This is a genomic window from Brucella anthropi ATCC 49188, assembly GCF_000017405.1.
GTDB classification, from domain to species: domain Bacteria; phylum Pseudomonadota; class Alphaproteobacteria; order Rhizobiales; family Rhizobiaceae; genus Brucella; species Brucella anthropi.
The window spans coordinates 1-25,491 of the sequence record NC_009669.1 but is presented as its reverse complement, the minus strand read 5'-3'; the positions used below and the strand labels follow the sequence as shown (position 1 = coordinate 25,491).

The following is a 25,491-nucleotide window of genomic DNA, read 5'->3' as shown; positions in this document are numbered from 1 at the left end:
CATCCATGGACATGTTCCTGCAGCAACTGGTCAACGCGCTCAGCCTCGGCGGCACCTATGCGCTGCTTGCGCTCGGTCTTGCCGTCGTCTTCTCGATCATGGGCCTCATCAATTTCGCCCATGGCGAGCTGATGACCGCCGCCGGCTATGGCCTGTGCTTCGCGCTGCTCTTCGGTCTGCCCTTCGGTCTTGCCACCGTTCTGGCGATGGCGGTCGCCATTGCGCTGGTGTTGCTGATGGAGCGCACCGCCTTCCGCCCGGTCCGCGGGGCGAGCGGCACGACGCTGCTTTTGACGAGCTTTGCCGTCAGCGCCATCCTGCGCGTGCTGTTCCAGAATTTCATCTCGGCCCGCCCCAAGCCGGTGCCGATGCCGATGAGCCTGTCCGGAACGATCGAGATCGGCGGTCTGAATATCGGCGTCATCCAGGCGATCTCCATTCTCGTCACCGTCATCATGCTGGTCGGCCTGAACCTCTTTCTGCGCACCACCGTGCTGGGCCGTGCCATGCGGGCAGCGGCGGAGGACTTCGCCATCGTCCGCCTCATGGGCATCCGCGCCAATGCGGTCGTCGCCACGGCTTTCGCGATTTCCGGCCTGCTGGCCGGCGTCGCGGGCATCCTCTGGGTGGCGCAACGCGGCAGCGTCGATCCGCTGATGGGGTTCCTTCCGGTCCTGAAGGCTTTCATCGCGGCCATCATCGGTGGTCTCGGTAGCCTGTCGGGCGCCGTTGCCGGCGGTTTCCTGCTCGGCTTCATCGAGGTGTTCCTGCAGGCCTATCTGCCGGAGAACCTGATCAGCTACCGCGACGCCTTCACCATCCTGCTGGTCATCGCCGTCCTGTTGTTCGCACCGCAAGGTTTGCTGGCGCGCAAGACGATCGTGAAGCTCTGACTAAGCCTTCCCCCTCTGGTGGAACGCCCCCGTTCGGCCTCCGAAGGCAGACGAGAAAGCCGATGGAGCGGCCTTGGACTCCCACGCGGCGTGCTTTGGGCAATTCTGTCGGGAGAGGACGCCAAGTAAGACGTCGCGCACCGGCTCGGTGAAACTCAAACTCACCCGTAACACCGAAAACAAATCAGCTAACGAATCGGTTCAACTTTCCAAATTGAGCTAAGTTCTCGATAGGACTACGTTATTTTCGAAGCTGCTCGGGAGGTGGCTGGGAATGACGGTTGGATCGCCTTCCGCGAAGTAGACAAGGCTTAATGTGATGACTGCGACCGGTGGCGTGCATGGCGCGGCCGCGCGCTCGTCGCTGCGCTGCCTCAGCGGAGCCACTCCTCGAAATCATCCCCTAGCCCACTCTTCTCTTCGACGGGTGTGAAATCGGAACCTCAAAAGGGTGATTTTGACCCTGCAAGATCGCCTGCGAGACGATAGCGAGCTGCCGCGGTAAGTATCCCGCGGTAGCTGCCCAGTTTACGTCAGCGAGCGGGCGGCGCGTACATCAGGCCACCGTCGCTCCACAGCCGGTTCAAGCCGCGGTCGATCTTGAGCGGGCTGTCCTTGCCGAGATGGCGCTCGAAGATCTCGCCGTAATTGCCGACGGCGGATATCGCCTGGTAGGCCCATTTCGCATCGAGACCCATCGCCTTGCCGGCCTCGCTCTCGACGCCGAGGAAGCGCTTCTGCGCGACCGTGCCGCTTTCCAGCAGCGAGGCGGCATTCTCCTTCGTGATGCCCATCTCTTCGGCCTCGATCAGCGCAAACAGCGTCCAGCGCACGATCTTGAACCACTGGTCGTCGCCCTGGCGCACGGCCGGGCCGAGCGGTTCCTTGGAGATCACCTCGGGAAGGACGACGAAGCGGTCGGGGTCGTTCAGCGTCAGACGCTGGGCGTAGAGCGCCGAGGCATCGGTGGAATAGACGTCGCAGCGGCCGGTGTTGAAGGCCTGGATCGTCTGGTCCGGCTTTTCGAAGGCGATGACCTGGTATTCGATCTTGTTGGCGCTGAAATAGTCGGCCATGTTCTGCTCGGTCGTCGTGCCGGTTTCCGTGCAGACGGAGGCGCCGGAGATCTCCTTGACGCTCTTCACGCCGACTTCCTTGTTCACCATGAAGGCCTGGCCGTCATAGTAGTTGACGCCGACGAAGCTCATGCCGAGATCGGTGTCGCGCGACAGGGTCCAGGTCGTCTGGCGCGAGAGAAGATCGACTTCACCCGATTGCAGCGCCGTGAAGCGGTCCTTGGTGGACAGCGGCACATAGGCCACCTTGTCCGGGTTGCCGAGGGTGGCGGCAGCGACCGCCCGGCAAAAATCGACGTCGAAGCCGCCCCAGACGCCGTTCTTGTCCGGCACGGAAAAGCCGAGCACGCCCTGGCTGACGCCGCAGCGCACTTCGCCGCGCTCCTTGATGACATCGACCGTGCCGGCATGGGCCGTGCCGGCGGCAAAGGCTGCGGCCGCGAGGGCCAGAATTGTCGTCTTCATGGTGTTCTCCTCCTTGATTGGTTTTTTGAAAATCCGAAGTGATCCTGGTGGCGCGATCGAAGTGAACGTCTCGGACCTTGTGGTCGCCCGTACTGCCATTGGTGATTTCCAGTCCATGATCCGCTCGAAGACAGCGCGGAAGCTCGACGAGTGGTTGGAAGCCGCTAAGGACAGCTTGGTCGGATCGTTTGCCGGCGGCGTCGAAAAAGACCTCGACGCCGTCAGGAATGCAATCATATCACCGTGGTCAAATGGGCAAACGGAAGGACAGATCACACGCTTAAAGCTCATTAAGCGCCAGATGTACGGAAGAGCAAAACTCGATCTCCTGCAGGCGCGGTTGATCGGTGCGTCGTAGACCTGCACAGCAGCAAATGTGCGTCAGAGCCAGTTCTCAGCGCAAATCAACAGCATATCAGTCTGACCGGAGATTACATCTGGGCCCCGACGGACAGCCCCGATCTCAGGCCGCTCCGGCGAGAAACATCCATCCTCGCTGCATGATCACGATATGTTCTCAAATGTAGGACAGATTCACCACTTTCGTGTCGTGACGACGAAACAGCCTATGCCGCATGATCGCCCCACAAATCCTCATGCTCCCCAATTCGGGTGACTAGGCCCTTGACCCGCCCATCTAATCATAAGACTTCCAGCCAACATGCTCACTCCAATCGCGAGGAGGAGGGGGCCGGCGAACTCGTTGGCGACAATGCCCGATGCCGAAGAAACCGACAGCAGCATCAGGCTGAATTCTCCTCCATGGGCCAGGATGATCCCAGTGCGCCAAGAGGTCTGAAGCGACTCGCCGAATAGTCGGGCGACGACCAAAACGATCAGCGTCTTGCCCGCGAATATAATCGCGAGCCAGATCAGCACGACAGGCCATGCAGATGGAATGATCCAAAGTGGCAATTGCGTTCCGATGCCGACAAAGAAAATCCCGACAAACAAATCGCGGAAGGGCCGAATCTCGTTCTCGACAGCATGGCGCGCGTCACCCTCGCCGATAATCATGCCGGCCGTGAATGCAGCGAGTGCCGGAGAAAGACCGGCGGAGGCCGCGACAATCGCAGACCCGAGCGCAATGGTAAGTGCGAGGAGTTGGGCAAGCTCCGGATCGCCACGCGACGCTACCCAACGGGCAAGCACCTGCAACGGGCCACGGGCAGTGAACAGAGCTGCAACCAATGCCATTGCACTGGCGACGACCGTTATCACGCCATGTCCCTCGGCGGCTCCACTCATCGAATCGTGCAGAAGCAGGAATGCGACAGCTGCCAAGTCTTGAAACAGAAGCACTGCGATGGCCAAGCGCCCATGAGCCGATCCAAGAGCGTTCGCGCCTGCGAGCACCTTGAGGCACATGGCTGTGGATGACATCGCAACGGCCCCGCCGATGAGGATTGCGGAAACTGGTGCGAGATCGAAGACCAAACTCGCTACCAACGAAACCGTTATCGTCGTGACTGAAACCTGTACAGCCCCAAGACCGAAGACATGCTTCCTGAGTGTTACGAGCTTCTCGAAGGAGAATTCCAGACCAAGTGCGAACAGCAGGAGTACGACTCCGATTTCGCCAATACTGCTCAGGGCAGCGCTCTCCGCAATCAGGCCGAGGCCAGCGGGTCCAATGACTATACCGGCAAGAATGTAACCGACGATGCTAGGCACGCCAATCCGTGAACATATCGTCACGAGTACGAACGCGGCGCAAACCAACAAGGCCGCACTTTCGATAAATCCAGTCACGCCATGCATGTTCTTCTCCTGATATCATGTCGCAGGAAATGCCAATACTTGTATACTCTAAACGTGCGACCGCGCCCACTGCGCTATCTGCGCGGCAGGCATTACACCGCTCGTCCTCGCGATTTCCTTGCCGCCCCTGAACAAGATCATGGTGGGAATGCCGCGGATCCCGTAACGATCGGTGATCTGCTGTTCGGCTTCGGTATCGAGCTTGCCGAGACGGAACTGAGGTTCGAGCGAACGCGCCGCAGCCTCGAACTGAGGTGCCATCATCTTGCATGGCCCGCACCATTCCGCCCAGAAATCGACGAGCAGGGGCAGATCGGCATCGGCGTGTCGGTCGAAACTGGCGGCGGTCAGTGTGACTGGCCGGCCCTCGAACAGGGCGGCGCCGCAGCGGCCGCAGCTGGGGTTATCCGTCAGTCGTTCCTGCGGCACGCGATTGACGGAACTGCATTTCGGGCAAGCAACGGTGGGCATTCTGTTCTCCCTTTGAGTGTCGTTTCGGAGGGGCAGGTGCGTATTTCAGAATCCGCGGACAGCGATTTCAGTAAATCGCGGACACTTGTTTCGCTAATTCGCGGACAGTTCAGCCGCGGCGTTTTTCAGGCCTGTTGTTGATCAGACTTACGTTCTTTCGTTGTCCGCGCTGAGCGTTATGTCAATGCCGGATTTGGCTTTGCGCATGCTATCCCCTTCCAAATTGATGCGGTGAGCATTGTGCACGACGCGGTCGAGTATCGCATCGGCAACGGTTTCGACTTGGGCGATCGCCTTTCGACCGACATCGGCCAAGACCAACGTCTGGTCGTCGATTTCCGTGATCGGCTTTTGCTCGACGACCCTGATGAGTGAAGCCGCGGGCATTTGGCCGAGTTGCGGATCGATCGGGCCCAGCACGGAGTGGTCGCACATCACGATCTCGTCTGCGGCCAGAGCGATCAGCGTTCCCCCCGACATGGCGTAGTGCGGCACGAAAACTGTGACCTTGCCCTTGTGTCCCTGGATGGCGCGAGCAATCTGCGTGGCAGCGAGGACCAGTCCGCCGGGGGTGTGCAGCACGATGTCGAGCGGCATTTCGGCGTCCGTCAGCTGGATCGCGCGCAGGACTTCCTCGGAGTCGTTAACGTCGATGTAGCGAACCAGGGGAAAACCTAAAGCATGTCGCTGTTAACCGGATTCGGGATTCCCGTTTGGCTTGATCTGTGATTCACTTGTCTCATGGAAGGAGATGCACCATGGGCAAGCCGCATCCAATTGAGTTGCGTGAGCGTGTCGTTGCGTTTGTGAATGAGGGCAATAGTCACCGGGAAGCCGCTCGGCATTTCCGTGTTTCGCCTCGGTTCGTCAACAACATGATGATCCTGCATCGGTCATCCGGCTGTCTGGCCGCCGCCAGGCAGGGCCACCCGCCTGGAAGTGTGAAGCTTTTGGCTCATGGTGATTGGGTCCGCGAGCAGATGTCCGCCCGTGGCGAAACGACTTTGGACGAACTGTGCGTTGCGCTCGCGGAGCGCGGTATTGAAGTCCACCGCGCCACGGTCGGGCGATTTCTACACCGACTTGGGCTGAGCAATAAAAAAAAGCCTCAAGGCAAGCGAGCAGCGTAGACCAGAGATCGCCAAGGCGCGTGATCTTTGGATCAATCGCCGAAAGCGGTTCTTCAACAAGGCCTTGTCGCGTCTCATCTTTATCGATGAGACTTCCACAAATACGCGCCTGACAAAACGCACCGGATGGTCTACCAAAGGCAGGCGCTTTGCCGCCTATGCGCCCTTCGGAAAATGGAAGACACAGACCTTCATTGCCGGACTGCGCTGCCATGGCCTGACCGCGCCGTGGATCGTCGATGCACCGATGAACAGCCGCATCTTCGAAACCTGGATCGAGACACAGCTTGTGCCGACACTGTCAGCCGGTGATATAGTCATCCTCGACAATGTCGGCTTCCACAAAAGCCAGAAGGCTGAGCAACTGGTCAAGGCAAAGGGCGCTTGGTTTCTCTTCCTGCCGCCCTATTCGCCGGACCTGAACCCAATCGAAATGGCTTTCTCAAAACTCAAAGCACTTCTGAGAAAGCGAGCAGCACGCAGCTTCGACGCCATCTCAAAAGCACTTGGCGATATCATCAGTCTCTTCTCCATCAATGAATGCCAGAACTTCTTTAAGGCTGCTGGGTATGAGGCCGAATAAATGCGACACGCTTTAGGAGGTTCATCGTCTCCTGCCGATGGATCATCAGGATCACCCGGCTTCCGCGTATCCTCTCGATTTGAGCGATCTTCCGAGTGCGCATCGCCTCCAGATACTTCCTCTGCAGTGCCGGCTGCAGTGCGGAGACGATGAAGAACAGCCAGAGCAGTTGCATCAAATCCATGGATTTCCTTTTCCTTTCCTTCGCCCATCCGGCAGGAAGCCGTATATTCCCTCGTCGCGGTAGTAGTTGCGATAGGTGACTGCAGGCCTGCGTAGAATCGGACTAGGCCGCGTGGACGAACCGGCACAGGGGGGATTCCCCCGAGGCGGATGACGTGATTCGAGGCTGACCTCTGGAGAGGAGGTCGGCCTTGGTTCGGGATCGTTTGATGGATGCGGAGTGGGCGATCTTCGCCCCGTTCCTGACGGAGCAGTCGGCCCGCGGCGGCCGCCCACCGAAGGACCACCGGCGCACGCTGGACGGCATCTTCTGGATCACCCGAACCGGCGCGCCGTGGCGTGACCTGCCCGAGGAACTCGGGAAGTGGAACTCGGTCCACCGCCAGTTCCGGCGCTGGACCACCTCCGGCATCTGGGACGTGCTGTTGCAGGCGCTCGCCGACAGCGGCGGCGAGGCCGACATGCTCCAGATGATCGACAGCACCATCATCCGGGCGCACCACTGCGCTGCCGGAGGAAGGGGGGGACCCAAAGTCAGGCTCTCGGCCGCTCGCGCGGCGGCTTCTCGACCAAGCTCCACCTGCGTGCCAATGCCGATGGCCTGCCCATCAGCGTCGTGCTGACGCCCGGCGAGGCCCACGACCTAATCGCCTATGACGACCTCATGGCCGAGCGCGACAGCGATCCCGGCGTGCTGCTCGGTGACAGGGGCTACGACAGTGACCGCCTGCGGCAGGATGCGCGCGACCGGGGGGCCCAGCCGGAGATCCCGACCAAGCGGAGCCGCAAGGTGCAGCACAGCGTCAACCGACGCCTCTACGCCCTGCGTTCCCGCATCGAGTGCTTCATCAACCGTCTCAAGAACTGCCGCCGCGTGGCCACCCGCTACGACCACACCGCTTCCAGCTTTCTCGGCTTCGCCCTGCTCGGCTGCATCCGCTTATGGATCAGGTTCGTCCACGCGGCCTAATGGGGTGAAAAAGCATACACTCTTGAGCAAAGTGAGGGGCGCGACGCGCCCCTCTTACGCCCTATCCAGCGGTTTCAGAACAACTTGGACAGCTTTGCCTTGATTTCATCGAGCCAGCCTTTTCCGCCGCCTCCCCCAGCCGTCTTTTGCTTGACTTTCCTGAGTTCAGCATACAGGGGCTCAAAGTCCTTCTTCTTTCCATAGCCCAGCAGTTCTGCCATTTCCAACTGCTGCCGCGCTTCGTTCAAGAATGTCTCCAGGCGCTCATTGGACGCTTCGCTCCGCTGACTATCTTCTACCAAGGTCTCGGCGCGCTTCAGGAGCAGCCTGGCGCGCAGGGCGGGCAGCGGATGCACGCTGCGCGTCTCGACCAGCGTGCTGAGCGCTGCCTGCAGCGCGGCTTTGGCTTCTTCAATCTTGCCCTGATCGATCAGCGGCACGACTGACTTCACGGCTGCGGGATAGGACGCCAGAGGGATGTTGGTGACCGCGATCACGATTTCACTGGCCAGCAAAGCCAGCACGTGACGTGCCTGTTGCACCTCGCCATGTTTGAGGGCATCCAGCGCCTCGTCGGTCATCGCCTCAATGGTTTCCGTGTTGGCGAACAAGTCGTGCACGATGGTGCGCACATCAACGGGGGCCAGGGCAAGCGTGGGTTCGCGCGCAACAATCAGCTCCAGCTTTCCAGTCACTTCGGCCAGCATTGCCAATGCGCGTGCAGCGTCCTTGCCGTCAAGTGCGGCCAGCGCTGATTTGGTCAGCGCCAAGGCCGAGACGGCCTCATCGAGGACTTGTTTACGTTTGTCTGCCGCCTGCGAGCCCGTTTCCTTCTGAACCTCAGGCTGTACCTCCGTGACGACTTCAGGCTTGGCCTCTGGACTGACAGGAAGGCTGCTTACCGCGGCCTGTTCGTTTATTTCTTTGTTCGTCGCATTGGGATTCGATGTTTGCTCATTCATGGTGATATGCCTCGTATGAGTTAGTGAAAATAGGCGAATCTATTGGGGCTGACTGCGAACATCGCGAGACTGACCGACCGAACAGTCGGCCCCTTCATCACCTCAAAACAGCTTTTGGAGGCGCGTCTTCAACTCGTCGAACCATCCCTTGCCGCTTTTGCCACCAGCCGACTTTTGCTCAATGGACTTCACCTGATCGAAGATGGGTTTGAAATCCGCCTTCTTGCCATAACCCAGGATCTGCGCCATCTCGATCTCCGTGCGCACGGACGACAGCAAGGTGCTGAGCTCCTCGTTCTGCTTGGCATCGCGCTTGTCGGCCTCGGCCAGCTTTTCAGCTTTTGCCATCGCGGCTTCAGCCCGTAGCACGGGCAGAGGAAAGGCGACCGAGGTCACCACCAGCGTGTTCAGTGCTCGGGCGAGTTCCGCCTTGGCGTCGTCGATCTTGCCGCTGTCGATGAGCCGTACGGCCGACTTGATCGCTGCCGGGTACGTTGCCATCGGCAGGTTGTCGGTTTCGATCACGATTTCGCTGGCCAGATTGGCGACGATGGGCCGGGCCTTTTGCACCTCGCCATCACCCAACAACTCCCGAGACAACTCGACCGCTTTCTTCACCGTTTCCACGTTGGCGTGGATATCGTGGGTGATGACGCGTACATCGACCGGCGCCAAAGCAAGTTTGGCGTCGCGTGCCAATACCAGTTCCAGCTTTCCGCTGGCCAGTTCCAGCGCAGCGAGCGCCTCCTTGGTCTTCTTTGCATCAAGGAGTGTCAAAGCCTCCTGGCTCTTGGTGAGCGCCGTGATGGCGTCCTGAGTGAGCTCAGCACGCTTTTTTTCGGCTTCCCGGGCGGCCTTGTCATCTACCTGTGGCTGCGCCGCCTTGGATGCGGCAGAGGGTGCTGCAGCACCTGGGCTAGAACCTGCCGCCGATTGGGCCTGAGCCGGTCCGCTAAGTCCGACGACGACCGCCAGGGCAAGTGCGGAGAAGGTTGATTGGGGCTGTTTGATATTCATGATCTTGGGCTCCTAATTAAAGTTAGTTGACTGAGATTTCAATCTGTTTCGGTTTGGCTTGCTCGGCCTTGACAAGCCGCACTTCCAGCGCGCCGTCTTTCATCGAAGCCGTCACCTTGGTCGAATCAACGTTGTCAGGCAAGACAAAGTTGCGCACAAAGTGACCTGCCACTGAACTTTCATCCAGCGGCGATTAGAGTCTCGACCGTTTCTGTTACGCCGTTGGGCGCGGGTTGAGCAACGGGCGGAGACGCGAAGCCCTTATCGAGCGAAGCGTCGGAGCCGGTTGCGGTAAGGGTTCCGGCGAAGGCCGCCGGGGTCTGGTATCGGAGCGAGGAGTGCGGTCTCGCGGTGTTGAAGTCCTGCCTCCATTCGGCGATGGCGCTGCGGGCGTGGTCGAGGCCGAAGAACAGGCTCTCGTTCAAGAGCTCATCGCGCATCCGGCCGTTGAAGCTCTCGACGTAGCCATTCTGCATGGGCTTTCCGGGCGCGATGTAGTGCCACTCGACGCGATGATCCTTCGACCAGGCGAGGATCGCGTTCGAGGTGAACTCCGTGCCGTGGTCGGAGACGATCATGCCCGGCTTGCCGCGTCGGGAGATCAGGTCCGTCAGCTCACGAGCAACGCGGCGACCGGAGATCGACGTGTCCGGGATCGCTGCCAGGCATTCGCGCGTCACGTCATCGACGATGTTGAGCACACGGAAGCGCCGCCCGCAGGCGAACTGATCGTGCACGAAGTCCAGCGACCAGCGCGCGTTCGCCCTTGCCTCGACCAGGATCGGCGCCCGCGTGCCCACCGCGCGTCGCCGCGCCCGGCGCTTGCGCACCGTCAGGCCCTCCTCGCGGTAGAGCCGGTAGATCGAGCGCATGTAGCTGGCCGTCATCCCGTCGTCTTTCTTGCAATTGTCACACCCGTCCACGCCGGAGGATCAGAGGCGGGGAAGGATTCGAGCGAGGCTTCGAGGACCGGATCGAAACTCTCCCTGTCGCTGGTAGACGGGTCGGCCGTGCTCTCATGCTGGACGCCTCTTGAGAGGCGGCGATCGGGGCGGAACGGGACCCGGAATGCTCCCGGGGCATCGACGCCCCTGTGCAGCCGGTGGCGCGTCTCACCCGCCCAAGGGTTCGCCATCCGGGCTCCCCCAGCGTCCTCGCGCACGACATAATGCCAGTCCTGCCGCTCTGCGAAGTCCACGGCGCTGTCGCGATCCGGAAACTTCAGCCGGATCGGACGATAGGGATCGCCGCTGGACGTGTATCCCATCAGCGGCTCGATGTGGGGCGGGCGCGACGGCTCGAATTCCAGTATCCAGTAGTTGGGCCGCGGCGCCGATGTCATCGCGGAACGTGCCGGCCGGTAAATGATCGCGGTCGGAACGTCCCATGATCTCATGTTGGTCCCGGGTATCTTCGGCGGGAATGGTGGGCGATTGTGACCGCGCATGTCAGCTCTCCTGGGTGTCGGTTGATGCGAGAATGTGACGTTCGAGATCGTCGAGTTTTTCCATTCGTCTCGAATTCAGGCGAACGGCGTGTTCGATGCTCTGCGATGGAAAGGCTGCAGTGTGTAAGACGTCCGACCGCATCGCTATTGTGAGATCAGCGACGGCAGTCATTACACTTTCTCCGTCTGCGTCCGAGAGCGCGCCGTCGGCAAACCCGGATTGCAAGCTCTCCAGTACCTGCTCGAAGCTGGACACGACCCCTGCACTCGCGACCACAGCCAGCTTGTGGCTGAGAACACGCAGTTCATCGATCAGCTTCTCGTCGTGCCTTGCGGTCTCGACGATCTCCGCGACCTTCTCGATACAAGCCATGTAAATGTCGCATTGCTGCTGGAGGATGATGACCCTTCCTTCCTTGCGAAGCTCGAGATCGGTCTGGCGATTGAGAAGCGCCGCGGTCAGAATGATCGTCACGACAGCGCCGAGGAAGATGAGCGTCATCTCCTGCGCGAAAGGCAGTATGTCTTCGGCAAGATACATCGAACGAAAAACGAAAACGATGCCGATGCCCAAGGCAGCGGCCGCAGCAGCAAATGCCAAGTCAGGCAGGCGGTTCGACATCAGCACCTCGCATTTTCGGTGTCAGGTGGCATGCACGGCTTTGCATCGGCGTCCGGCGCCTCTGCGTCCCGGTGCCGCAGGAAGATTGGCGTCGGACCGCTGCCGAACGGATTGAAGCCGGTGCTCAGGCAACGGTCGAAGATCGTTTCGTCCCATCGGGTGAAATCGTCCTCCTCGCCGGCAAGTCGCCCGTCATCCACCACAGGGCACCTCACGCCTTTGCCGATGGGGGAGCGTTATCGAAGGCCGCACCGTCCGAACGATCCCCCTTGCGAAGCCGTAGCCCGAGGAGGATCATCATCCCCCCGAAGACCGCGGCGTAGAAGCCGATCAGCCAGCCGAGCGCGAGGAAGCTTTCGACCGGGCGCGTCAGCAGCATCCAGGTCACGACGACACCGAGAACGACCGAGAGAAGGCCGCTCAGGATCAGCCAGATTTCGCCGTTGATTTCCTTTCGCAGGCGGATCGCTGCCGCGATCTCGAGGGCACCCGAGAACACGGACCAGAATGCGATGCTGGCCCAGAGGAATGTCGCAAGCACAAGCGTCGCGACAAAAGGCGAGACAACCACGACGACGCCCGTGGCGATGCCCAGAATGCCGCTGAACATCAGCCAGCCCCAGCGATCGCCCCCGCGGATGTTGCGGACGGCGGCGACGAGGCCGAACACGCCATCGGCGAAGGCGAAAGCGCCGAAGACCAGCGTCAGAGCAAGCAGCGACTCCGCAGGCATGAGGAAGGCGAGAACCGCGATCACCAGCGCCAGGACACCGCGCAGCACGAACAGCCACCAGTTCCCGGACAGGCTGCCCAGCATGTCCTGCATCGTGTCGGATTGCTTTGCAGAGGTTGTCGTCATTGGTCCATCTCCTGTTCAGGTTTCAACTCAGTAGTGCCGATTGTCTCCGCGCCGGCCAGGGCGGCCGCCACGCGGCGGCGGTCCTCGACCGGTTGAGGCAGACACTGCGTCCGGGCAATTTCCCTTTCCACGGGCGCGCGCCCCGATGCCTCGCCGATCAACCCGGCTTCGACCAGCGTGCCGCGCAGTGTCTCCGCCGCGTTCTCTGCAATCTTCAACACTTCCGCCTCAGTGAGACCCAGGAGGTGCGCCGTCTCCGCGATCGTGGCGTCTTCCAGGTACATCCGATACAGGACGCGGCGCTCGACCGGAGCAAGATCTGCGATAGCCCGGTGCAGTGCCATGGCGATATCATGACGATCCACTTCGGTCTCGGGGTCTGTGCCGCCGTCGTCGGCGATGAGGTCCTCCAGCATCAGCACTTCGTCGGGCTGGTAGAACTCGAACATCGCCTGATCCGCCTCGGTCGGATCCTCCGCCGGGGCCTCGGGTTCCGCCTCGATGGAGGCGGCATCCTCGGGCACCGCGCGGCGCGCAGCCTGCGCCTCGGCCTCGACGGTCTCGAAGGCCAGCTGCGTCAGCCAGTCCCGGACGGAGAATTCGGTCGGCCGCCGCTCGAAGCGGTTGAGCCCGTTGAGGATCGTCGCATCGACGATATCGCCAACGCTCAGGTAGCCAGCCGGCACAGACCCGCTACACTCGAGATAGGTCAACTCGCGCCTGACTGTATCGTAGACCGTATCGAGATGATCCTCGATCAGGTCGAAGAAGAGTTGGCGCCGGTCCGCTTCCGCCGCATCCCGCGCGGGCGGCAGCGGGGCGCCGATCCGGCGCCGGCGGGCGGGACGCTTGTATTCAGGCTCGTGCTTGAGGCGCGCCACATGCCGATCGACCTGGTGGCGCAGGTCGGCAAAGGCCTTGCGCAGGACAGGCTCGATCTCGAATCCCTCTTCCCGCGCCGCGATCACGCCCGACGGCAGTTGCAGGCGCAGGCTGACTTTGATGCGCTTCTTGCCCCTCGTCTGCGAGGCAACGACTTCGAGCCGGACCAGATCCTCGCGAAAGCGCGCAAGGTGCGGTTCAAGTTGCCGCAATTCTTCCTCGATGACCTCAGGCGCGCGCTGTTGGCCGTGCCGGTCGAGATTGCGGAATGATCTAATGACGTTCATGCCGTGGACCTTCCTATAACTCTCCGAAGAGATGGTCCGGCGCGACCGATATCGCGCCGGGCCAGTCTTTTGCGCTGTCACTCGGCGGACTTGTCGTCCTTGGACTGCACCTCATCCCCAACGCTGGGCTTCGGAACGTCCGTCTTGTTTTCGGCAACTTCGCTGGGCTCCTCGATCCCGGCCTTGGCCTGATCGTCCGGGCTGTCGTCACCAATGTCCTTTACGATCTTTTCGAACACGACCCTCTGTTCGTCTTCCGACCAGGCGACGCGGACCTTGTCACCATCCTCGATCCGCCCGGAGAGCATCTCGCGGGCCAACTCGGTCTCCAACTGCGACCGGATCAGCCGGCGTAGCTCGCGGGCACCGAATTCGGGACGGAAGCCGACCGCGCCGAAGTGATCCACGACGCTCACATCGAGTTCGAGTTCGACGCCCTGGGTAAGGGCGGTCCGCTTCACCCGGTTGAGCTGCAACTCGACGATCTGGCGGATTTCCGACTGGTTCAGCGAGTGGAAGACGATGATCTCGTCGATCCGGTTGATGAACTCTGGCCGGAAATGACCGCGCAACACCTCCATCAGCTCGGACTTCTGCTTGGCCTCGTCGAACTCACTGCTGCCGCGTTTCGTGAGGTTGCGCTGGATGATGTCCGAACCGAGGTTCGACGTGGCGATGATGATGGTGTTGGTGAAGTCCACCACGCGCCCCTTGCCGTCGGTCAGCCGACCGTCGTCGAACACCTGCAACAGAATGTTGTAGACATCCGGGTGCGCCTTCTCGATCTCGTCGAGCAGCACGACCGAGTAGGGCCGACGGCGCACCTTCTCGGTCAGTTGCCCGCCTTCGTCGTATCCGACGTAGCCGGGAGGCGCGCCCACCAGCCGGGCGACCGAGTGGCGCTCGCCATACTCCGACATGTCGATGCGGATGATTGCGTCCTGATCGCCAAAGATTACTTCGGCGAGCGTCTTGGCCAGTTCCGTCTTGCCAACCCCGGTCGGCCCGAGGAAGAGGAATGTCGCGGTCGGGCCGCGTCCCTCGCGCAGTCCTGCGCGCGCCAGGCGCACCGCATCCGCCACGGCGCGGATGGCCTCTTCCTGGCCGATGACGCGCTCGTGCAGCTTCTCCTCGAGCTTGAGGAGCTTGTCTTTCTCCTCGGTGGTCAGCTCAGTGACCGGAACGCCGGTGATCTTCGAGACGATCTGCGCGACATGATCGGCGCGCACCTCGGCGGTCGCCGAAGCCTGATCGCGCTTCCAGATCTCCAGAAGCTCGTCGAGCTCCTTCTGCTTCTGCTCCAGCTCCTTCTTCAGTTCTGCTGCTCGGTCGAATTGCTTGCGGGCTGCGGCATAGTCCTGCTCGCGCTTGATCTGCGCGACCTCGGCTTCGAGTTCCTGCACGTCCACGGGCCGAGCAGTGGCCGAGATCTTCACCCGCGCCGCGGCCTGGTCGATCAGGTCGATCGCCTTGTCGGGCATGAAGCGACCGGTGATATAGCGATCCGAAAGCTCCGCGGCGGCGATGATCGCCTCGTCGGTGATCGTCACCTTGTGGTGGCTTTCGAGCGTGTCGCGCAGCCCGCGCAGAATCATGATCGTCTGTGCGACCGTGGGCTCGTCCACATAAACCGGCTGGAACCGTCGCTCGAGCGCCGCGTCCTTCTCGATGTATTTCTGGTACTCGTTGAGCGTCGTCGCGCCGATCAGGTTCAGCTCGCCCCGCGCCAGCGCCGGCTTGAAGGTGTTGGCGATGTCGAGACCACCTTCGCCGCCGCCCTGGCCGGCGCCGACGATGGTGTGCATCTCGTCGATGAACAGGATCAGGCTGTCCTTCTCCTCGGTGATCTCCTTGAGGATCTTCTGCACCCGCTCCTCGAACTCGCCGCGATACTTCGACCCGGCCACCATCGAGTTGATGTTGAGCTCGACCAGCCGCTTGTCGCGCAGCGCCTCGGGCACTTCGCCCGCGACGATCCGTTGTGCAAGTCCCTCGACGATGGCGGTCTTGCCCACGCCGGGCTCGCCGATCAGCACCGGGTTGTTCTTTTTCCGGCGGGCCAGCACTTCGATCGTCGTCTCGATCTCGCGGGCGCGGCCGATGACGGGATCGAGCTTGCCCTCGCGGGCGAGTTTCGTCAGGTCACGGCTGAACTGGTCGAGATCGGGGGTGTTCGACGGAGTCTCGACGCGGCCTTCCTCGGCTCCCTTGCCGACCACCTTCGTCACCTGCTGACGCAGCGCCTGCGGCGTCAACCCCAGCTTGCGCAGCATCGCCGCGGCCAGGCCTTCACCTTCCTCGGCAAGTCCGATCAGAAGGTGCTCGGGACCGACATAGGAATGGCCGAGTTCGTTCGAGGCGATGAAGGCCCGGTTCAGCGCGTCCTTCAGGCGAGGGCTTACGCCGATTTCGCCGTCCGTCTTGGCGTCTCCACGCTTCGCCTCCTTCTCGATCTGGCGGCGCAGATCGTCCACATCGACCTTGAACTGTTCCAGGATCGTCTTGACGACGTCAGACGAGGTCAATGCCAGAAGCAGATGTTCGGTATCGACCTCGCTGCGCCCGAATTCCCCGGCCTTCTGTGCTGCATCCTGCAGCAGCTTGTTGCCCTGTTCGCTCAGCCGGTCGGCGATGGTGCGTCCGCCGCCGCGCCGCGATCCGCGGCGCGGCGTTTCCTCCCCGAAGGTGGCATCCACGACGTCGTCCTCACCCGCGCCCGTGGCGCCCAGTGCACCACCCCGCAGCGGGCTGTCGCTGAACAGGCTGCCGAACCCGCTATCGCCGAAGAATTCGTCCAAAAGGGAATGTCGTCCGAACAGGGACTCCAGCGGCGATGCGCTGCGGCCCGACCGGCGCACCATTTCGCGGTAGTGCTGATCGCACAGCTCCATGTTCTGAACTTTGCCGTTCACCGAGGCGCGCACGCGCGCCGTCGCCGGGCGACCGCAAATATCGCAAGCTCCGTTTGCCATTCGTCTTCTCCGTTTCTTTATCCAGTCAGGGTTGTCCGCCGATCATCTGCGCCAGTGACAGTGTTACGCAGCGACCGCTTCCGTTCTTTTCACCTTGGACCCAATTGCCACCAGATCGGGCTCGTCCAGTGTCTCGCGTTGCAGGAGATCCTGCGCGGATTGCTCGAGCAGCGCCCGGTTGGCTTCGAGAAGCGAGAGGGTGCGCTTGAACACGCCATCCACGATGTCGCGCACCTTCGAGTCCATCCGCTCGGCAGTGGCCTCGCTGTAGCGGCGGTTCAGCCACGACGACTGGTCGCCGGTGCCGAGAAAGCCTGGCCGATCGGTGTCGTAGCTGACATGCCCGAGGTCTTCGTCCATCCCGTACCGCGCGACCATGGCGCGGGCGATATCGGTAGCCTTGACCAGATCGTCGGCCGCCCCGGTCGAGACATGATTGTAGATGATCTTCTCGGCCGCGCGCCCGCCAAGCAGGACTGCGATCTTGTTCTCCAGCTCCTCCCGCGTCATCAGGAAGCGGTCCTCGGTCGGGCGCTGGATAGTGTAGCCGAGCGCGCCAATTCCGCGCGGGATGATCGAGACCTTGTGCACCGGGTCCACCCCCGGCAGAGCCATCGCCACAAGCGCGTGCCCCATCTCGTGGTGCGCCACGATCTCGCGCTCGCGCGGGTTCAGAACGCGGTTCTTCTTTTCCAACCCGGCGATGATGCGCTCCACGGCATTGTTGAAGTCGTCCATCGTCACCGCATCGGCCTTGCGGCGCGTGGCGAGCAATGCTGCCTCGTTGACGAGATTGGCAAGATCGGCGCCCGAGAAGCCGGGCGTGAGCGCTGCGACCTTCTCGGCATCGACGTCCGGGGCGAGCTTCACCTTTTTCATGTGAACGCCGAGAATCTGCACACGTCCCTTCTTATCCGGCCGATCCACCAGCACCTGCCGGTCAAAGCGTCCGGCCCTGAGCAGCGCCGGATCGAGAATCTCCGGGCGATTCGTGGCCGCAAGCAGCACGATGCCGACTGATGGGTCGAAGCCGTCGAGCTCGGTCAGAAGCTGGTTCAGCGTCTGCTCACGCTCATCATGGCCGCCAGCGATCTGGCCGGAGGAGCGCGCCCGCCCGAGAGCGTCGAGTTCGTCGATGAAGATAATCGCCGGCGCGGATTTCCGGGCCTGCTCGAAGAGGTCGCGCACCCGCGCGGCACCGACGCCCACGAACATCTCGACGAACTCTGATCCCGAGATCGAAAAGAAGGTCACGCCGGCCTCACCCGCCACCGCGCGCGCCAGCAGCGTCTTGCCGGTGCCCGGCGGCCCAACGAGCAATATGCCTTTGGGGATATGTGCGCCCAGCTTTCCGTATTCGGCCGGGTTCTTGAGGAACTCCACGACCTCCTCGAGCTCGGCCTTGGCCTCGTCCACACCGGCCACGTCGGCGAAGCTGACGCCGGTTTCTTTTTCCATGTAAACCTTGGCCTTGCTGCGGCCGACCTGCATGAACCCGCCAAAACCCTGCTTGTCGGCGAACTTGCGGAACAGCAGCATCCAGATTCCGAAGAAGATAAGCGCTGGCGCCACCCAGGAAATCAGCGTGCCGAGAAAAGTGTTTTGCGGAACGCCAGTGATCTCGATACCTGACCGGTCTATCCGTTCCAGGATTGCGGGATTCACTACGGTCGTCACGAACTGCTTCTTGCCGTCGACCGGTTCGGCGAAGGTGCCTGTGATAGTGTCTGACCCGACCGCGACAGAGGAAATTTTCCCGTCAGCGAGATACTTCTCGAACTGGCTGTAGCTGATCGGTGCGACGGATTGCCAGCCGGCGATCAGGTTCTGGATGAAAAGCACGGCTATGAAAGCCACCACCCAGTACCAGATGTTATATTCGGTCTTCCTTTCCATGCCGCTTGTCCCTTTCACTGGCGCCCGAGCCGCGCCTTGATCCGCTCGAGCAGCGCCAGCAGGGCGCGCCTTTCGTCCGCCGACAGATCCTGGAAGATTTCATGTTCGAGCGCCGATTGCCGCGGCGCGAGTTCCTCCAGCATCGCCCGGGCCTTCGACGTTGCCGTGACGATCTGCGCCCGCCTGTCGTCGGGCGAGGGCGACCGCTCGACCCAGCCGCCCCGGACCATGCGATCGACGAGCTGGCCGGCTGTGGCCTGGCCGACCTCCAGCAGGTCGGCCAGATCGCCGATGGTCAGCCCAGGCGCATCCTCGACATGCGCCGCCGCCATCCAGGACAGGCGGGTCAGGCCGCTGTCGCGGATGTCTTGGTCGATCCGCTGCTGGATGAGCTGCGCGACCCGGTGGATCGTCGTCCCGATCAGCGCGATGTCCGAAGAGATCATGGTTATCCTTCCGCCGATTGCATGGTACACAGGAGAAACCGCCCCCCATCCAAAACGCAATGCACCCATCATACATGCTTGCATAATAAATGGAACGGCCTATCTTGATAGGCGTTCTCCGAACCCACATCCGGCCGGCACCGTTGCCCGGTCCCTCCATGCCGACGGTTCGGGGGTATCGATCAGCAACAGGAGGCCAGCAATGCTCTACCCGACATATCTGCGCCGCAGCGATCCCTTTGCGCTGATGCGCTCCATGATGCGCGATCTCGACCGCGGTTTCTGGCCGCCGTCCCGCGCGGCGTTCCCGGCGGTAAATGTCTGGCAAGGCCCTGAGGCCGTTGCAGTCACCGCTGAACTTCCCGGCATCGAACCGGGCGACATTGAAATTTCGGTCAAGGACAACGTCCTGACGCTGTCGGGCGAACGCAAGGCGCCCGAGGTTCCCGACGGTGCGCGCTGGCACCGCAACGAACGCGTTTACGGCAGGTTTTCCCGCACTATCCGCCTGCCGTTCGCGGCCTCGGATGACAAGGTCGAGGCGAGAATGACGAACGGCGTATTGCGGATCGTCATCTCCCGGCCCGAGGAAGAAAAGCCGAAGAAAATCGAGATCAAGGCAGCCTGAGAGGAGCTGGAACGATGAGCACCGACATCTCGCAAGCCGCCGAAAAGACGCCGACCGACTCGCCTGAGACCACCGGCGGCGGACGCATCTACCGCCCGTTGACCGATATCGTCGAGACCGATCAGGGTTTCTCCATGATGCTTGAAATGCCTGGGGTCGCCGCCGATGCGATCGAAATCACGCTCGAAAATCGTGTGTTGACGATCCGCGGCAAGGTTGACCCGGTGCGGCCGAAAAACCTCGAACTTGCCTATGCCGAATATGGCGAGGGCGATTTCGAGCGTGCCTTCACGCTTTCCGAGGACTTCGACCCCGACAGGATCGAAGCCGAGATGCGAGGAGGCGTCCTAACTTTAACGCTCCCCCGGGCCCCTGAAGCGCAGCCGAAAAGGATCGCCGTCAAGGGCGCCTGAAAACCGAAGGAGACCATATCATGCAGATCAAAGACCTCATCCCCTGGGCGCGCAAGGACGGCGCGCCAGACGCCAAGAGCAGCGAAGACAACCCGATCGCGACACTCCAGCGCGAAATGAACCATGTGTTCGAGAACTTTTGGAACCGGGTCGGTCAGTTCGAATGGCCCTGGGGCAGCGGCGAAGCCAAATCCGACATGGTCGAGACCGACAACGCGATCGAAGTGTCGATCGAGCTGCCGGGCATGGAGATGAAGGACATCGAGGTGACGGTCAACGATGACATGTTGACTGTGAAGGGGGAGAAGAAGATCGAGCGCCAGGTGGAGAAGAAGGGGTATTACCTCTCCGAGCGCAGCTACGGCGCAATCTACCGGACAATTCCGCTCCCTCCCGGTGTGGATGGCGAAAAGGCGCAGGCATCCTTCAAGAACGGGGTTCTGACGATCAAGCTGCCCCAGACACCCGAGGCGCAGGCGAAGATCAAGCGTATCGATGTCAAGAACGGCTGATTTGCCACATTGGGTGTCGCCGGTTTGCGGCGTCCGCTCAGCTCCGTTTGATATCACGCCGTCTGGTGAGCCCCGGGGAGCCTGTTTCTCCGGGGCGGCTTTCGAGGGGGAATGATGAAAGACCTGAAACGATCCGGGCTAACCCGTGAACAATGGTCGGCGATGACGCTCTATGAGAAGTTCGAACAGGTCGTCATTTTCGTCCTCAGCGCCATCATTGCGGTTATCGTCGTGGCGTCGGTTTGGGCGCTGATGCGCGAGGTCGTGAACCGGTTGGTCTTGGGAGCGTTCGACACGCTCGATTACGCCACCTTCCAGGTGGTGTTCGGAATGATCTTCACCGTTGTAATTGCGCTCGAGTTCAAGCGCTCCCTTCTTGTGGCGACAGAACGCAGCTTCGGCATTCTCCAGGTCCGCACGATCGTGCTGATCGCGCTCCTCGCGATCGCGCGCAAATTTATCATCCTCGACCTTGGCGAGACGGAGCCAGCCAAGATTGCCGCCCTCGCGGGCGCGGCTCTTGCGCTCGGAGCAGTCCACTGGCTGGTGCGCGATCAGGACCGGCGCGAAGAGCCCGGTGCTAAAAATGCCGAAGGCGATCAATGAGCCGAAGCGTTTTCGTTCGACTTGTTTCATCAACCTCTGCCGGTTGTCCCGGATCGACGCCTACGAGACCAAACAGGCTTAATTAAGAAGAGAGGGTGTTGTCACGTTAACTGGGCTACAGTTGCCTGCCTGACGGTTTGGGCGTAAATTTTGGCGATGCAGACATCAGATATCATCTTCAAGCGTCACCGTTTTCCGCCACAGATTATTGCTCATGCGGTGTGGCTTTATCTGCGGTTCAACCTTAGTCTGCGTGAAGTTGAGGAAATGCTGCTTGAGCGTAGAATCGACGTATCATACGAGACAGTTCGTCGTTGGATCGCCAAGTTCGGCCCCCAGATCACACGCAACTTGCGGCGGCGTCAGGCGCGCCCCGGCGATATTTGGTATTTGGACGAAGTGGTCGTCAAATGCGCTGGAGAAAAATTCTGGCTTTGGCGTGCGGTTGATCAACATGGCTCCGTTCTCGAAGAAATCTTGCAGAAGCGGCGTGATAAAAGGGCGGCAAAGCGACTGCTCGTGGCGTTAATGAAGCGCTATGGCTTTGCTCCCAAACGGATCATCACCGATAAGCTCCGCTCCTACGGTGCAGCAAAGGCAGAAGTGGCACCCGGCCTTGGCCATTGGTCGCACAAGGGCCTCAATAATCGGGCTGAAAATAGCCATCTGCCGTTTAGGAAACGGGAGCGAACCATGCAAGGTCATCGGTCACCTGGAGCGTTGCAACGGTTCGTCTCCATGCACTCAGCGACCCGCAATTGTTTCTCTGTTCCATCTCGTCGCCGAGCCGCACACACAATTCGCTACCATCGCCTCGAAGCTTTCGATGCATGGAAAATTGCGGCCTGTTTCGCATGAATATCTACGAGCCCCTGGTCTTTCCGGCCAGAGAAACTTAACGTGACAACACCCGGGAAAGTTCTGCCGCAATGGATGTGTCCGAACCTGTCAATCTCACTAATTGTGACCGCGAACCAATCCACATTCCAGGTTCGATCCAACCGCACGGCGCAATGCTGGTTATGGATCAGTCTGGCCAAAATCTCCTTTTTGCTTCTGCCAATATTCCATGCATAACGGGCTATAGAGGGGATTTGATCCCTGGCATCGCCATTTCTTTGATTGTTGGCGAGAAAAATGCCCATGATTTCCGTAATGCAGCCGCAAAAGCGAGAGAGCCGGGCTTGTCATCTGTCGTACTTGGCCTGCGCTTTCCAGGCAAATCCCTGCTCTTTGACGCTGTGATCCATACACACAAGGGAAGAACATTCGTCGAAATAGAGCCCTGCGCGGATCGTGGGCAAAGTGCCCGTCAGGCGCTTGATCTCACACGCAGCGTCATTCATCGCATTGGTCGCGAGGAAACGGTAGACAAAGCTGCAGCAACGGGCGTGCGCCTTGTAAGAGCAATGCTGGGTTACGACCGCGTGATGGTTTATCGATTTCTCCATAATGGAGCCGGTCGCGTCATCGCAGAGGCAAAGTCTCCCATGCTTTGCAGCTTTATGGGACAACATTTTCCGGCGTCGGATATACCGGTTCAAGCCCGGCGTCTTTATCTTATCAATACAATAAGGATGATTTCCGACACGTCCTATCAGCCGATCGCACTTTGTCCCTCACTGGCGGCAGACGAACCCGCTGTCGACATGTCCTTTGCACAGTTGCGTAGTGTTTCCCCGATCCATTGCCAGTACCTGCAGAATATGGGTGTCTCCGCTTCGTTGTCGATTTCGATTGTCGTTGATGGAGCATTATGGGGCCTGATATCTTGTCATCACGACAGCCCTAAAGTCACCCCTCTTCCCCTACGCATAGGCGCTGAACTGTTCGGGCAGTATTTTTCGTTACATATTGCCGATTGTGAAAGACGCAAAACATTGCAACTCACCGCGGACGCACGAGAAAAGCTCGACGCGATCGTATCCCAATTAAGCATCAGTGACGAAATTCGCGAGAGTCTGGGGGCACAACTCAGCCGGTTTTCCGAATTGGTTGGCGGCAACGGAGCTGCATTATGGATGAATGGGCAATGGCTTCAAAGTGGCGACGTACTCAACGAACATCAAACTCGCCAAGTGCTCGAAACCGCAAGCCGTCAATCACGACGCGAGCTTTGGGCAAGTCAGGAAATCAGGGCCCACTTGGCCGATTATGCCGGAAGCGTTGCAGGCCTGCTGGCAATACCACTTTCGATGGCGTTCAATGATTATCTTGTTTTGTTCCGCAACGAAGAGGCGCACGCTATCGAATGGGCGGGCGAGCCGGTGAAAACCACCGTTGAAACGCCTTTCGGCCCCAGATTAACGCCGAGAGGCAGCTTTGATACCTGGCGGGAAGAAGTTCGCGGGCGTTCAACGCCCTGGACAGCAACAGACCTTTCGGTAGCTCAGTCGATTGGCACCTATTTGCGTGACGTTAAACTTCGGCAAAATGAGTTGTCTGAACAGGAAAGAGCGAAAACCGAACAGCGACGCCAGGTGTTAAACGCCGAACTCAATCATCGTGTGAAAAATATTCTTTCTCTGGTGAAGTCAATCGCGCTTCAGACGGGAGCTAACGCGACAAATGTTGCTGATTACGCTCAAACGCTTGAAGGACGATTACGTGCGCTCGCATCGGCACACGACCTGTCTTTGGACGGCAAAAACGGCGGTTCGCTAGCAGATTTGCTCAAAACCGAGGTCAACCTTTATGGTGATGCCCCTGGTCGCATAACTCTGGAAGGTCCACCGGTTCATCTCGATCAACGCGCATTCAGCGTTATCGCCATGGTCTTTCACGAGATGATAACAAATGCGGCGAAGTATGGCGCGCTTTCAATTCCACAAGGACGCCTGACTATCAGGTGGAAACAGCAAGCCTCCGGCGACTGCGAGATTTTCTGGAGCGAGACCGAAGGGCCATCCGTTACTTGGCCCTCACAGACCGGATTCGGTAGCAAGCTAATTCGAAATTCTTTTGAGTACGACCTCCGCGGAAAAGCCAAGATCGAATACCACCGGGATGGACTTCGGGCACAGTTTTCTGTTCCATCTGTATATGTGACGCAATTAAACGACGAGTTGATCACGGCAGATATTCCAAAAGACATTGTCGAGAAAACCCACATGAATGGAATGAAGATTCTGGTCGTCGAAGATCAGAGCCTGATCGCCCTTGATATGGAAAACACCTTACGAGAATTGGGCGCGGAGCATATTCATCTTGCCTCGAGTGCACCAGAGGCATTCGAGATCATTGAACGATCCAAACCCCATCTTGCAATTCTCGATTTTAATCTGGGAGACCGTACTTCGGAGAATATCGCCGAATTGCTTCTGAAGCTGAAAATCCCTTTTCTTTTTACGACAGGCTATAGCGACAGGGTGCTCATCCCCGAAAAGCTTCGCGACGTAACCATCGTGCGCAAGCCCATAAGCAATTCAGCAGTCGCAGCGGCCATCAACTCCGTTCTTGGATAGAATATCCTGGCGGTTTTGCGGGTTGAGAGGGTGTTGTCACGTTAACTGGGCTACAGTTGCCTGCCTGACGGTTTGGGCGTAAATTTTGGCGATGCAGACATCAGATATCATCTTCAAGCGTCACCGTTTTCCGCCACAGATTATTGCTCATGCGGTGTGGCTTTATCTGCGGTTCAACCTTAGTCTGCGTGAAGTTGAGGAAATGCTGCTTGAGCGTAGAATCGACGTATCATACGAGACAGTTCGTCGTTGGATCGCCAAGTTCGGCCCCCAGATCACACGCAACTTGCGGCGGCGTCAGGCGCGCCCCGGCGATATTTGGTATTTGGACGAAGTGGTCGTCAAATGCGCTGGAGAAAAATTCTGGCTTTGGCGTGCGGTTGATCAACATGGCTCCGTTCTCGAAGAAATCTTGCAGAAGCGGCGTGATAAAAGGGCGGCAAAGCGACTGCTCGTGGCGTTAATGAAGCGCTATGGCTTTGCTCCCAAACGGATCATCACCGATAAGCTCCGCTCCTACGGTGCAGCAAAGGCAGAAGTGGCACCCGGCCTTGGCCATTGGTCGCACAAGGGCCTCAATAATCGGGCTGAAAATAGCCATCTGCCGTTTAGGAAACGGGAGCGAACCATGCAAGGTCATCGGTCACCTGGAGCGTTGCAACGGTTCGTCTCCATGCACTCAGCGACCCGCAATTGTTTCTCTGTTCCATCTCGTCGCCGAGCCGCACACACAATTCGCTACCATCGCCTCGAAGCTTTCGATGCATGGAAAATTGCGGCCTGTTTCGCATGAATATCTACGAGCCCCTGGTCTTTCCGGCCAGAGAAACTTAACGTGACAACACCTCGGACACGGTATCAGTTCGCCACGGGCCAAGAAAATTTTCCATGCTGCTATTGAAAACCTCTTGAAGCCACAACGTGCTGAATTAAATGATTATTGTTC

At 59.9% G+C, this 25,491-nt stretch carries 25 protein-coding genes and 4 pseudogenes; 12 read left to right on the top strand and 17 right to left on the bottom strand.

All coding sequences use genetic code 11. The annotated features are described in order from the left end of the window. Positions 1-5 precede the first annotated feature (5 nt). Complete coding sequence (locus OANT_RS23130; protein WP_011982913.1) at positions 6-893, top strand: branched-chain amino acid ABC transporter permease; 888 nt, start codon at positions 6-8, stop codon at positions 891-893. 533 nt (positions 894-1,426) lie between these two features. Here OANT_RS23130 and OANT_RS23125 read toward each other — a convergent pair. Continuing rightward, the gene (locus OANT_RS23125) at positions 1,427-2,434 is read right to left on the bottom strand and encodes an amino acid ABC transporter substrate-binding protein (RefSeq protein WP_011982914.1); all 1,008 of its coding nucleotides are present in this window, start codon (positions 2,432-2,434) and stop codon (positions 1,427-1,429) included. Between the two features lie 52 nt (positions 2,435-2,486). On the opposite strand from OANT_RS23125, the pseudogene OANT_RS23120 reads away from it, so the two are divergent. Beyond that, positions 2,487-2,792 (top strand): annotated as a pseudogene (locus tag OANT_RS23120) (transposase); the annotation flags it as partial. A 236-nt stretch (positions 2,793-3,028) separates the two neighbouring features. Here the strand turns inward: OANT_RS23120 and OANT_RS23115 are convergent. The 3 genes and pseudogenes from OANT_RS23115 to OANT_RS23105 all read right to left on the bottom strand — a co-directional run. Next, entirely contained in the window at positions 3,029-4,195 is a 1,167-nt protein-coding gene (locus tag OANT_RS23115) for a cation:proton antiporter domain-containing protein (protein ID WP_011982915.1), read from the bottom strand. 48 nt (positions 4,196-4,243) lie between these two features. Continuing rightward, positions 4,244-4,666 carry a thioredoxin TrxC gene (gene trxC / locus OANT_RS23110; protein ID WP_011982916.1) on the bottom strand — a complete coding sequence of 141 codons (423 nt, stop codon included), beginning with the start codon at positions 4,664-4,666 and terminating at the stop codon, positions 4,244-4,246. Positions 4,667-4,822: 156 nt separating this feature from the next. Continuing rightward, positions 4,823-5,344, bottom strand: a pseudogene (locus OANT_RS23105) (SDH family Clp fold serine proteinase); the annotation flags it as partial. An 80-nt stretch (positions 5,345-5,424) separates the two neighbouring features. Here OANT_RS23105 and OANT_RS27245 point away from each other — a divergent pair. Together OANT_RS27245 and OANT_RS27240 are read left to right on the top strand one after the other, a co-directional pair. Continuing rightward, a complete protein-coding gene (locus OANT_RS27245) occupies positions 5,425-5,796 on the top strand; it encodes a winged helix-turn-helix domain-containing protein (RefSeq protein ID WP_011982874.1) in 372 nt (123 codons plus the stop codon). A gap of 64 nt (positions 5,797-5,860) precedes the next feature. Then, the gene (locus OANT_RS27240; RefSeq protein ID WP_011982875.1) at positions 5,861-6,379 is read left to right on the top strand and encodes an IS630 family transposase; all 519 of its coding nucleotides are present in this window, start codon (positions 5,861-5,863) and stop codon (positions 6,377-6,379) included. Here the strand turns inward: OANT_RS27240 and OANT_RS23090 are convergent. Continuing rightward, positions 6,351-6,563 (bottom strand): SDH family Clp fold serine proteinase, encoded by a 213-nt coding sequence (locus OANT_RS23090; protein WP_011982917.1) that lies wholly within the window; start codon positions 6,561-6,563, stop codon positions 6,351-6,353. The two genes, OANT_RS27240 and OANT_RS23090, sit on opposite strands and share 29 nt — an antisense overlap. A 208-nt stretch (positions 6,564-6,771) precedes the next feature. On the opposite strand from OANT_RS23090, the gene OANT_RS25925 reads away from it, so the two are divergent. Next, a protein-coding gene (locus OANT_RS25925; RefSeq protein WP_235823078.1) for an IS5 family transposase occupies positions 6,772-7,532 on the top strand; the annotation gives its coding sequence in 2 pieces (ribosomal slippage) (positions 6,772-7,078 and positions 7,078-7,532; 762 coding nt in all). A gap of 74 nt (positions 7,533-7,606) precedes the next feature. Here OANT_RS25925 and yfdX2 read toward each other — a convergent pair. The 12 genes and pseudogenes from yfdX2 to OANT_RS23025 all read right to left on the bottom strand — a co-directional run bounded on the left by yfdX2 (position 7,607) and on the right by OANT_RS23025 (position 18,922). Next, entirely contained in the window at positions 7,607-8,494 is an 888-nt protein-coding gene (yfdX2, locus tag OANT_RS23075; protein ID WP_011982919.1) for a heat resistance protein YfdX2, read from the bottom strand. A gap of 102 nt (positions 8,495-8,596) precedes the next feature. Further along, positions 8,597-9,511: a heat resistance protein YfdX1 gene (gene yfdX1 / locus OANT_RS23070; protein WP_011982920.1), complete on the bottom strand. Its 915-nt coding sequence runs from the start codon at positions 9,509-9,511 to the stop codon at positions 8,597-8,599. Between the two features lie 22 nt (positions 9,512-9,533). Next, a pseudogene (locus OANT_RS25920) lies at positions 9,534-9,677 on the bottom strand (Hsp20/alpha crystallin family protein); the annotation flags it as partial. A gap of 13 nt (positions 9,678-9,690) precedes the next feature. Continuing rightward, positions 9,691-10,389: pseudogene (locus tag OANT_RS23065) on the bottom strand (IS3 family transposase); the annotation flags it as partial. Positions 10,390-10,394: 5 nt separating this feature from the next. Continuing rightward, positions 10,395-10,907 (bottom strand): NADH dehydrogenase ubiquinone Fe-S protein 4, encoded by a 513-nt coding sequence (locus OANT_RS23060; protein WP_011982922.1) that lies wholly within the window; start codon positions 10,905-10,907, stop codon positions 10,395-10,397. 52 nt (positions 10,908-10,959) lie between these two features. Next, on the bottom strand, positions 10,960-11,580 hold the full coding sequence (locus tag OANT_RS23055; protein ID WP_011982923.1) for a hypothetical protein: 621 nt from the start codon (positions 11,578-11,580) through the stop codon (positions 10,960-10,962). Beyond that, a complete protein-coding gene (locus OANT_RS23050; RefSeq protein ID WP_235823056.1) occupies positions 11,580-11,780 on the bottom strand; it encodes a hypothetical protein in 201 nt (66 codons plus the stop codon). The genes OANT_RS23055 and OANT_RS23050 overlap by 1 nt, the downstream gene beginning before the upstream one ends. Before the next feature lie 11 nt (positions 11,781-11,791). Further along, positions 11,792-12,439 carry an HdeD family acid-resistance protein gene (locus tag OANT_RS23045; RefSeq protein ID WP_011982924.1) on the bottom strand — a complete coding sequence of 216 codons (648 nt, stop codon included), beginning with the start codon at positions 12,437-12,439 and terminating at the stop codon, positions 11,792-11,794. After that, a complete protein-coding gene (locus OANT_RS23040) occupies positions 12,436-13,608 on the bottom strand; it encodes an RNA polymerase sigma factor (RefSeq protein WP_011982925.1) in 1,173 nt (390 codons plus the stop codon). The genes OANT_RS23045 and OANT_RS23040 overlap by 4 nt, the downstream gene beginning before the upstream one ends. 77 nt (positions 13,609-13,685) lie before the next feature. Beyond that, complete coding sequence (locus OANT_RS23035; protein ID WP_011982926.1) at positions 13,686-16,580, bottom strand: ATP-dependent Clp protease ATP-binding subunit; 2,895 nt, start codon at positions 16,578-16,580, stop codon at positions 13,686-13,688. A 63-nt stretch (positions 16,581-16,643) separates the two neighbouring features. After that, positions 16,644-18,476, bottom strand: coding sequence for an ATP-dependent zinc metalloprotease FtsH (gene ftsH / locus OANT_RS23030; protein WP_011982927.1), 1,833 nt, complete (start codon positions 18,474-18,476; stop codon positions 16,644-16,646). Positions 18,477-18,490: 14 nt separating this feature from the next. Then, positions 18,491-18,922 (bottom strand): MarR family winged helix-turn-helix transcriptional regulator, encoded by a 432-nt coding sequence (locus OANT_RS23025; protein WP_011982928.1) that lies wholly within the window; start codon positions 18,920-18,922, stop codon positions 18,491-18,493. Positions 18,923-19,124: 202 nt separating this feature from the next. On the opposite strand from OANT_RS23025, the gene OANT_RS23020 reads away from it, so the two are divergent. The 7 genes from OANT_RS23020 to OANT_RS22990 all read left to right on the top strand — a co-directional run bounded on the left by OANT_RS23020 (position 19,125) and on the right by OANT_RS22990 (position 25,338). Then, positions 19,125-19,550: an Hsp20/alpha crystallin family protein gene (locus OANT_RS23020; RefSeq protein WP_011982929.1), complete on the top strand. Its 426-nt coding sequence runs from the start codon at positions 19,125-19,127 to the stop codon at positions 19,548-19,550. Positions 19,551-19,564: 14 nt separating this feature from the next. Continuing rightward, complete coding sequence (locus OANT_RS23015) at positions 19,565-19,963, top strand: Hsp20/alpha crystallin family protein (protein ID WP_011982930.1); 399 nt, start codon at positions 19,565-19,567, stop codon at positions 19,961-19,963. A 20-nt stretch (positions 19,964-19,983) separates the two neighbouring features. Continuing rightward, on the top strand, positions 19,984-20,475 hold the full coding sequence (locus OANT_RS23010; protein ID WP_011982931.1) for an Hsp20/alpha crystallin family protein: 492 nt from the start codon (positions 19,984-19,986) through the stop codon (positions 20,473-20,475). A 114-nt stretch (positions 20,476-20,589) separates the two neighbouring features. Continuing rightward, positions 20,590-21,081: a phosphate-starvation-inducible PsiE family protein gene (locus OANT_RS23005; RefSeq protein ID WP_011982932.1), complete on the top strand. Its 492-nt coding sequence runs from the start codon at positions 20,590-20,592 to the stop codon at positions 21,079-21,081. A gap of 156 nt (positions 21,082-21,237) precedes the next feature. Then, a complete protein-coding gene (locus OANT_RS23000; protein ID WP_011982786.1) occupies positions 21,238-21,939 on the top strand; it encodes an IS6 family transposase in 702 nt (233 codons plus the stop codon). Between the two features lie 71 nt (positions 21,940-22,010). Further along, complete coding sequence (locus OANT_RS22995) at positions 22,011-24,545, top strand: HWE histidine kinase domain-containing protein (RefSeq protein ID WP_011982933.1); 2,535 nt, start codon at positions 22,011-22,013, stop codon at positions 24,543-24,545. 91 nt (positions 24,546-24,636) lie between these two features. After that, positions 24,637-25,338, top strand: a complete 702-nt coding sequence (locus tag OANT_RS22990) for an IS6 family transposase (protein ID WP_011982786.1) — start codon at positions 24,637-24,639, stop codon at positions 25,336-25,338. The last annotated feature ends 153 nt before the right edge of the window (positions 25,339-25,491 follow it).